This window comes from Desulfobulbaceae bacterium, assembly GCA_013792005.1.
Lineage (GTDB): Bacteria > Desulfobacterota > Desulfobulbia > Desulfobulbales > VMSU01 > VMSU01.
This window is the reverse complement of sequence record VMSU01000095.1, coordinates 1-8,628: the sequence shown is the minus strand read 5'-3', so window position 1 is coordinate 8,628 and position 8,628 is coordinate 1. Positions and strand designations below refer to the sequence as shown.

At 57.5% G+C, this 8,628-nt stretch carries 6 protein-coding genes and 1 pseudogene; 4 read left to right on the top strand and 3 right to left on the bottom strand.

What is annotated here, in order from left to right:
- On the top strand, positions 1 to 703 hold a 703-nt coding region (gene secA / locus FP815_05335; protein MBA3014359.1), incomplete at its 5' end, for a preprotein translocase subunit SecA.
- Positions 704 to 772: 69 nt separating this feature from the next.
- Positions 773 to 1,969: a bifunctional glutamate N-acetyltransferase/amino-acid acetyltransferase ArgJ gene (argJ, locus tag FP815_05330; protein ID MBA3014358.1), complete on the top strand. Its 1,197-nt coding sequence runs from the start codon at positions 773 to 775 to the stop codon at positions 1,967 to 1,969.
- A gap of 100 nt (positions 1,970 to 2,069) precedes the next feature.
- On the opposite strand, the pseudogene FP815_05325 reads toward argJ, so the two are convergent.
- The 3 genes and pseudogenes from FP815_05325 to FP815_05315 form a co-directional block, all read right to left on the bottom strand.
- Positions 2,070 to 2,300, bottom strand: a pseudogene (locus FP815_05325) (hypothetical protein).
- 139 nt (positions 2,301 to 2,439) lie between these two features.
- Positions 2,440 to 3,759: a putative geopeptide radical SAM maturase gene (gene gptM, locus FP815_05320; protein MBA3014357.1), complete on the bottom strand. Its 1,320-nt coding sequence runs from the start codon at positions 3,757 to 3,759 to the stop codon at positions 2,440 to 2,442.
- 315 nt (positions 3,760 to 4,074) lie between these two features.
- Positions 4,075 to 6,093: a TonB-dependent receptor gene (locus FP815_05315; GenBank protein ID MBA3014356.1), complete on the bottom strand. Its 2,019-nt coding sequence runs from the start codon at positions 6,091 to 6,093 to the stop codon at positions 4,075 to 4,077.
- Positions 6,094 to 6,241: 148 nt separating this feature from the next.
- Here FP815_05315 and FP815_05310 point away from each other — a divergent pair, with 148 nt between their 5' ends.
- Both FP815_05310 and FP815_05305 read left to right on the top strand, forming a co-directional pair.
- Entirely contained in the window at positions 6,242 to 7,192 is a 951-nt protein-coding gene (locus tag FP815_05310) for a hypothetical protein (GenBank protein MBA3014355.1), read from the top strand.
- A partial coding sequence (locus tag FP815_05305) for a hypothetical protein (GenBank protein MBA3014354.1) occupies positions 7,189 to 8,628 on the top strand: 1,440 nt, incomplete at its 3' end. The genes FP815_05310 and FP815_05305, both read left to right, overlap by 4 nt.

The window sequence follows — 8,628 nt, the reverse complement described above, 5'->3', positions numbered from 1 at the left end:
TGAGGTCTTAAAGAGTGATGATATCAAATCGCTCATCCTGGCCATGATCCCGGAGATGGTTGAACCTCTGGTCCTTGAAATTTCCGGCCATCAAGCCACACCTGAGGATTGGGATTGGCAGCTGCTTGACGAGCGGATGACCGCAGCCTTCGGTTTCGGCCATGGCATTGGAGAGGCGGAACAGGCCGGGATGAACCGCGACTCGCTGGTTCAACATCTGGTTGGGTTGGTGGAGGGGGCCTATCAGCGCCGGGAGGATGAGATCGGCGTTGCCAATATGCGCCACCTGGAGCGGATTATCCTGTTGCAGGTGGTGGATAGCCACTGGAAAGAGCACCTGCTCAATATGGATCATCTCAAGGAAGGCATTGGTCTTCGCGGATATGGTCAGAAAAACCCCCTTAACGAGTATAAGAAAGAGGGGTATGAGATGTTCATGGAGCTGATGACCACGATCAAGCAACAGACCATCTCGACCCTCTTTATGGTCCGATTGGTGAGTGAAGACGAGGTTCAGCGCTTGGAGCAGGCCCGGCGTGAGGAGCAGCAGGCCCTGGCTATGAAGATGCAGCGTAGCGACCAGGCGGCTGAAGAGAAGGCCCGGCAGCCGGTCAGCAGGGATGGAGATAAGGTTGGCAGGAATGACGACTGCCCCTGCGGCAGCGGCAGGAAGTATAAGCGCTGCTGCGGCCGGACCAAATAATTTGTAATCGTTCAGTAGCGCTGCAGACGTAAAGACCGGGCTGCAGACGTAAAGACCGGAGTGACGAGCATGGTACAGCAGGATTTTCAGGTCGATGGCTTTCTTTTTGGGGCGGTGAAATCCGGCATCAGGGGCAAGGACCGTCTTGATCTTGCCATGATCTATTGCACCGTGCCGGCAGCGGCGGCGGCGGTTTTTACCACCAGTCAGGTCAAGGCCGCCCCGGTGCTGTTGGGGATCGAGCGGATCAAAGGCGGCAGGGTGCAGGCCATTCTGGTCAACTCTGGCATCGCTAATGCCTGCACCGGCGCCGAGGGTCTGGACAAGGCTCGAACTGCCTCAGGCCTTGCTGCCCGGGCCTTGGGGGTTGATGAGGCTTTTGTTCAGGTATCGTCCACCGGGGTCATCGGTCAGCAGCTTGATCTTACCTGTTTCTCCCATGTCGGGCGGCTGGTATCTGAACTCGCCCCGGATAAGGCAATGGATGTGGCCAGGGCGATCATGACCACCGACACGGTGCCGAAAACCGCTGTCCGGACTGTAACCATCGCTGGTAAGCGGGTGACTATTGCCGGTATGGCCAAGGGGGCGGGGATGATCATGCCCAATATGGCGACCATGCTCTGTTACCTGATGACCGATGCGGCAGTGGAGCCCGAGTTGATGCAGCAGATTCTCAGTCGCAGCGTCGAGCTGTCGTTTAACCGGATCACGGTGGACGGCGATACCAGCACCAACGACACGGTCCTCTTTCTGGCCAGCGGCAGGGCAGGCAATGCGGCGCTTGCTGATCCTGCCTCGGCTGAGGCCATCCTCTTGCAGCAGGCGGTGGATGAGTTGACCAGGGATTTGGCCGTGCAGATTGTCGCGGACGGCGAGGGCGCCACTAAGCTGGTGACGGTTAAGGTGGTTGGGGCTCGATCAGAGAGTGATGCGGAGCTGGCTGCGCGGACGGTGGCCAATTCGCCGTTGGTTAAGACCGCCTTCTTTGGCCAGGATGCCAACTGGGGTAGGATCATTGCCGCCTTGGGCCGTTCGGGCATAGTTTTTGATCAGGCCAAGGTCGATATCGCCTTTGACGAGGCTCGCATTGTCGGCAATGGCCTCTGGCTTGGCGTTGAGGCGGAGCAGGCGGCGACCATGGTCCTCAAGCAGAAGGCCTTCACCGTGCTGATCACCCTCCAGGAGGGGGCAGGCTCATCGGCCATCCTTACCTGCGACCTTTCCATTGATTATATCAAAATCAACGCTGACTATCGCTCTTAGCAGTATCGTCTTAAGGCGACGACTTCCTGCCCGTGGTGAGCAGGGTGAGTATTTCCTGGACGGGGGTGAGGTTTTCCCCCTCTTCCTTGATCACGGTATGGAAAAAGTCGCAGCTGGCGCAGTTCCTGTGCTTGTCGACGAATGACCCCTGGATAATCCCCCCGCAGAAGGTCCCCGTTATTGCCCAACATGCCCGGCCCCCGTTAATGCCGTGATTAAGACCATGGGCCTTGAAACACGACACAGCCACACATTCACCAAGCTCAGCTACTTTGTTGCCCCCTGGCTGGCGTCCGCACTTTTTGTACTCCCAACAATTCAGCAGTGACATGCTCTTCTCGCCTCCCTGTTTTTTCGTTGCCCACCATGGAACCAGTGTCCCTGGCAGTTTCTGTAACTATCATAGTGTAATCGGGGCAAAAAAAGCAAGCGGTGCACGGGAGATTTTTTCTGGAGGGACTCTTAGTGGCCTACGCCGATCTCTCTCCATGGTGGTAGTGAAGATCCTGAAGGATCAGTCCGGGCAGCGCTGAGCGGAAATACCCTTCCTGGCAGTCCACCTGTTTGATCTCACCTTCCCGCTGATAGGCCGAGTAGCGGCAGCCACCAAGGCACAAGGGGAGGTAGGCGCAGGTCCGGCAGCGGGCTTCGTGGCGCCAGTGGCCTAAGTTGTGGATTTCAGCCAGATCAGGGGCGACCCCCTGCCGGATATCGCCGGACTGAAACTGCCGGTGGCCGATCATTGCCGGACACTTGTAGAGCCCCCCGTCGTGGTTGATGACCAGGGCGTCGGTAAGGTCCATCATGCACAGGGCGGTTGAGACCTTGGCCGAGTTGAAGCCCCGCTCCAGGATCTCTCTTCGCAGGGTCACCACCGCCTCGGCGTGCCAGGGTTCGTTGACTGAGAAGCAGCCGGTGGTGAAATCGGTGTCGGCGAGGGTGTCGGTCACCCCCATGGCGGCGGAGAAGTTTATTCTGCCCAATCGTTCGGGGGTGATGCCGCGGGCGGTCAGTTGGTCCAGGAGTTCAGGAAAGTGCTGCCAGGTCTCTTGGGTGAAGTTGCCGCCCAGGTCGACTCGAAGCAGTTGGCAGCTGGCGGCGAGGTTGTTGAGGATGGCCTCGAAGCTTGGATCGCCGTTCTTGAAGGGCCGCAGGTGGTTGTGGCTGGCCGCCGGGCCGTCGATGGTAATCTTGGCCCCCAGGAGGCCTAACTCGAGAAACTCTTCAACCAGTTGAGGGGTGAGTAGAGAGCCGTTGCTGACCAGGGAGAAGCCGAAGCCGATACCGTGTTCGGCCAAGGCGGGTTTGAGCAGGGTGGCGAACCGGCGGATGAGCTTGGGGTAGAGCAGGGGCTCGCCGCCGTAGAGGCTTAAGACCAGCCGCTCCTTGCCTTGTTGGCGACACCAGTTGGTGATGAAGGAGACGCTCTGGCGCACGGTGTCGTCGGTCATGCTCTGGCCGCTTTCTTTCTGCTTGCCCTCGTAACAGTACCGGCAGGCGAAGTTGCAGGCCATGCCCAGGATTACCGAGATAGTGGCCTTGGTCCGGTTGTGGTTGATCTCATCAAGAAAGCTGCGCATTGCCGCCTCATCGGCTGCCAGGTCGCTCACCCACAGGCCAAGGGCCTCCAGTTGGACCCGCAAGGGGCCGGGCGGGGTCTCGCCGGCCATTAACCGCTGGACGATTGAGGTGTCGAGGGCGGCCAAGGAGGCCTTGCGCGTTGAGTAGAGCAGGGTCTGCTGCGGGTCGCCCGGCAGGGCCAGGGTGACGAGGTAGTGAGTGAGGGGCATGGGTGTTGGGTGGCCTGAAAAGGTCAGGGGCCGTTGCCGGCCCCTGATGGAGGTGTGTTAATTCTCTTCTGTCGCTGTTGCTATCGGTCCGGTCTTGCAGCAGGCACCGGTAGCGGCGATCTCGGCTGGGCTCAGGCCGTGGTCCAGAATCAACAGGGTGTACTCTTCCATGGGAAACCTCCATAGGTGGGGGGAATGGTGAGGCGGGAGTTTGATCCCGCCGGGTCGCATTTCACCTCCCAGTATGGCAGCTCAGGAGTTCCTGGGTCAAGTGGTAATTGAGAGTCCCCCCCTTTTTTTGCCTGATCGTGGCCATCAGAAGTGAAAACGCAACCCGGCTTCCAGCCAGCGGTCGGCGTTAATGTGCGCCGCATGATCATAGTGGCTGCCGTTAAAGAGGTTGGTGGCGGTGGCGAAGAGGTCGAGGCGGCGGCGCTCGTTAAGGTGGATCGCCTTGGTGGCGGTGAGGTCCCAGGTCATGGTGTCGAGGCGTTCGTTATAGCTGGCATCCCAGGTGTTCAGCCAGGTGTAGTTGCCGGAGAGGCGGCAGTGCAGCTCCCAGGGGCCTTGATAGTCGAAGATTAGGTTGGCGAGGATGGTCTCACCTGGATCTTTGATGGAGTTGCCTGGATCAAAGGTCGCGTCGGTCTCTTGTGCAACGAAGGTGTAGTTGGCGATCAGGGCCAGGCCATGCCAACGTTCGCTCTCAAGCTCCACCTCCAGCCCATCCCTGACCACCCCGTCGCCATTGATGTAAACCAGGTTTCTGGCGGTGTCCGGGTCATCGATCCAGCGGTGGTTCGAGTCGTGGTGGAAGGCGGTGGCCTTCCACCGGATATTGGGGATTGCGGTGTTTTCCAGGCCCAGTTGGAAGGTGTTGACGGTCTCGGACTCGAGCGCTGGATTGATTTGATAGGGGGGCCTGACGAAGTTCGATTGTTTAAAGTTCGTGACCGGGCGGCGAAAGCCACGGGCCGCTAAGGCCCGCAGCAGGGTGGTCTCATTTACCTGGTAGGTCAGGCCCAGGCTGGGGCAGAGCTGGGGATTGGCAATGGAGTTTGAGTCGTAGCGCAGGCCAGGGGTGAGGGTGGTCCGGCCGAGCTTGATGGTGTCGTTGAGGTACAGCGCCCAGGTCTCCTGGCTGATAGGGTTTGGGCCCCGCACCTCGAACTTGTATTCGTCATAGTTGTTGCGGTAGGTCTCGGCCCCGAGGGAGAGGGCGTGGCGGCCAAGGTCGCCGTACAGCCGCATTGCCCCGGAGTGCTCTTTTTGCTCGGTGGCGTAGTTGTCGATGAGGGTGTGGCTTGACAAGGGCCACTCATTGTAGTCGGCGGTTTTTTTGTTGAGCAGCGAGCCGTAAAGCTGGAGGTGGAGGTGGTCGCCCAGGGGCCGGGTCAGGGTGGCGGTGGCGAGCCGGTCGGACTCGTCCCAATTGGCGCCAAAATCAATCTCGTGCCAGGCCAGATAATTGTAGGCCGGCTTGAATTGACCCATGGATACGGTGAGGGTGGTCTGGCCGGGCAGGGGGGCGCTGAGCTTGGCGTAGAGGGTGTCGCGGTCGAGCCAGCGGTCGTCCCGCAGGCCGTCTGAGCTGAGGAGTCCGCCGTGGAGCAGATAGCCCACCGGTCCGGCCTGGCCCGTCACTTGGGCCGAGGCCCCGTGGGTCTGGTGCTCGCCATAGGAGGCGGTCACGGTGCCGGAGGGGGTGGGGCTGTTGCCGGTGTCTTTGGTGATGATGTTGACCACCCCGCCGAAGGCTGAGCCCCAGGTCGAGGAGGCCGGCCCCTTGATCACCTCCACCCGCTCGATGATCTCAACCGGGATCTGATTGGTCAAGCTGTAATCCGAGGCCATATCGCTCCAGCGCACCCCGTCCAGGTAAACTTGGACATCCTCAAAACGGGAGCCCTGGATATGGATGGTCGCCGCGTTGGCCACTTCGCGACCGGCATCGCTCACCAGCACCCCCGGCACATGGGCCAGCACGTCTTGCAGGGAGTGGGCATTCCAGCGTTCGATCTCCTGAGCGGTGATTACAGTGATGTTCTCCGCCACCTGGGTGATCGGCTTGGGGGCGTGGGTGGCGGTCTGGACGGTGGTCAGCTCTGCCTGGTCGAAGTAGAGGCCGAGGTCGTCATGTCCCAGGCCGGCGGTCTGGATCGGTTTCTCCATTCCTGCCGCGTGCGAGATGGCGGTGGTCAGGGCGAGGGTCAGAAGGGTGGTGATGGTAAGCAGGGAGTATGATCGCTTCATAAAGATCTCCTGTAAATAAATAAGTGGTATCTTGTATAGAGGGGGGAATCTGCGCCAGGGAGACGGCAGCAGGCCGGACATGGTTTAAGTTGCCGACCGAGACCTTCCGCACGAAAATTGATATCCTTTCTCTGGTGGTCAATAGATGATGAAATTGAGCCAGAGTTGTGTTAATGTGCCAGTTTAGCCAGTGGTTAAGCATAATTTTATTAATCTTTTCATCGCGATCATGCAGAACAGTCTTATCAGTCGCTTTGTTACCCTTGTCTGCGCTACGCTGCTGGCCATGGTTATCCCTCGCCCAGCGCTTGGCTTGGTCCTTGTGGTCCAGTCTTCGGCCGCTGAGGTTTACCAACAGGCGGTCTCGGGCTTTACTCAGGCCTTTACTCCCGGCGTTTCGCTTCCCGGGATCTCTTCCATCGAGAAGGTCGAGATCGTAGTCCTTGATCCGGCTTCATCTGACACTATTCAATTAACTACCCAAAAACACCAGTCCCTGCAACCAAAAATAATCGTTGCGGTGGGCAGCCTCGCCCTGAAGTCGGTCGCCTCCTTCTCCGGGCCGGTTCTTTTCCTGATGGTCCCTGATCCGGATGCCATTGTCCCCAAACATTCCGACCTCTCCGGGGTTTTGATGACGGCAGGCCCGGCCCAGCAGCTTGCCGCCATCAAGGAGATCTTTCCTGGCAGCGCTCGAATCGGCCTGCTGCACAACCCGGCTACCTCCGAAGATTTTCTGAAACTCTTGCAACAAGCGGCCGCGAGCGCCGGACTGACCTTGGTCAGCATCCCGGCAGCGTCCGACCGCGAGGCGATTCGGTCCGTGACCGAGTTGCAAGGGTTGATGGACGTCTTGCTGCTGACCCCCGAAACCTCGCTGGTCAGTCCTGCCCTGCTCGAAGCCCTGACCCTGTTGTCACTGGAGAAGAAAATTCCACTGGTCGCTTTCGCCCCCAAATACTTAATGCAGGGAGCGGCGCTGGTTGTTTTTTCCTTGCCTGAGGCAATGGGCCGTCAGGCGGGGGTAATGGTCAGGGAGCGTCTGAGCCGACCTTTTTCGAAGACCATTTCCCGTGAGTATGCCACAGAGATCATTCTCCTTACCAATCCCCGAATTATTCAAAAAATGGGAATCTCTGTTGTTCCGTCCACCATCAATAAAGGTAAACTGTTGCCATGAATTTGCCTCATAGCTACCTACTTAACAGTTTCATGGCCAGGGTTCTTGGCGCCATGATGTTGGTGCTGATAGTGACCACGATGGCCCTGAATGCGTATTTCTCGCATCAGAATGCCGAGCGGTTCAAGGCCAACCTTATTCAGCACAGCCAGAGCCTTGGCCGCACCTTGGCCAGAAGTAGCCGGGTCGCTGTCTTTACCGGTAACAAGGATCAGCTCGCCAGGGTTGCGGCGTCACTGATCACTGAAAAAGAGTGTCAGCTGATCGCTTTTTTTGACGAAAACGGTATGCTGCTTCAGCGCTATAAAGGGAAGGGCTACTGGGGGAATTTGGAATCTTTGATCGATGATATTTTTACTCACCATATTCGGGATCAACACATGGGAACCTCCTTGGCCAAGGAGGTCGGCTCAAGTATTCTGGTGGTCGAGCCAGTAATGACTGAGGCGAAATACACCACCGAAGAAATATTTGCCGATAATTTAAGTGATGGTCAGCTTGCGAGGTCGGCATCGCTTATTGGCTATGTGGTTATGATCACCGACAGCTCTTTAATCCATAAAGAGACCCGGTCCGTGTTTGTTCGGGATACGGCTATCATTATCAGCATTACTTTGCTCAGTTGTCTGCTTACCCTGATAGTTATTCACTATTTTGTCGCCTTGCCCCTGCGCAGGCTGGTGTTTGAGATCCGGCGGTTAAGTGACAATGGGGGGGGGCACGCTGCAAGTTCGGGTGGTCCTGACATTCCCAGAGATTTTTCGGAGATAATCACTATCCTGCAGACGTCATATAACACCATATATGAGCTTAAAAATACCTTGGAGGAGAAAGTTGAATATCGTACCAAGCAGTTGGATGCCAGCAACCAGGAGTTGACCGCTCAAAAGAGAGCGCTGATCAGCGCTAATGAACAACTGTCCGACACCTTGATCCAGTTGCAGGCAGCGCAGACCCATCTGGTCCAGTCAGAGAAGATGGCGGCGCTGGGGATGCTGATTTCCGGATTGTCTCATGAGATCAAGAATTCAATCAATTTTATCGCCGGTTCGTTGCCGTTGCTGGAGATGACCCTTGCCGCTGCCCTGAAGGGTGGAGGTGAATGTCATTCTGCCAGGATCAATGTTTTGCTGGCCAATATTCGTGAAGGGGTTGATCGCACCGTACGGGTCATAACCGATCTGGCCACCTTTTGTCATGATGGAGGCACTGTGTTCTCGTCAATCGACATTTTGCCGGGGCTTAAATCCGCAGTTGCCATTGTTCGTCGCGAGTTTGGCAAGCGGATTGCCATTTCCGAGGATCATGCTGAAGTTTTACCGATGATCAGGGGACTTGGCGGTCAATTGAACCAGGTTTTTCTTAACCTCTTGTTGAATGCTGCTCAGTCCATTGACGATCAGGGTGTGATCTCAGTGAAGAGCTGGAAGGAGGCC

Excerpts from the sequence above, each read along its gene's own strand:
- argJ (MBA3014358.1), top strand. The coding sequence starts at position 773 with ATGGTACAGCAGGATTTTCAGGTCGATGGCTTTCTTTTTGGGGCGGTG.
- FP815_05315 (MBA3014356.1), bottom strand. The coding sequence starts at position 6,093 with ATGTCCGGCCTGCTGCCGTCTCCCTGGCGCAGATTCCCCCCTCTATAC.
- FP815_05310 (MBA3014355.1), top strand. The coding sequence starts at position 6,242 with ATGCAGAACAGTCTTATCAGTCGCTTTGTTACCCTTGTCTGCGCTACG.
- gptM (MBA3014357.1), bottom strand. The coding sequence starts at position 3,759 with ATGCCCCTCACTCACTACCTCGTCACCCTGGCCCTGCCGGGCGACCCG.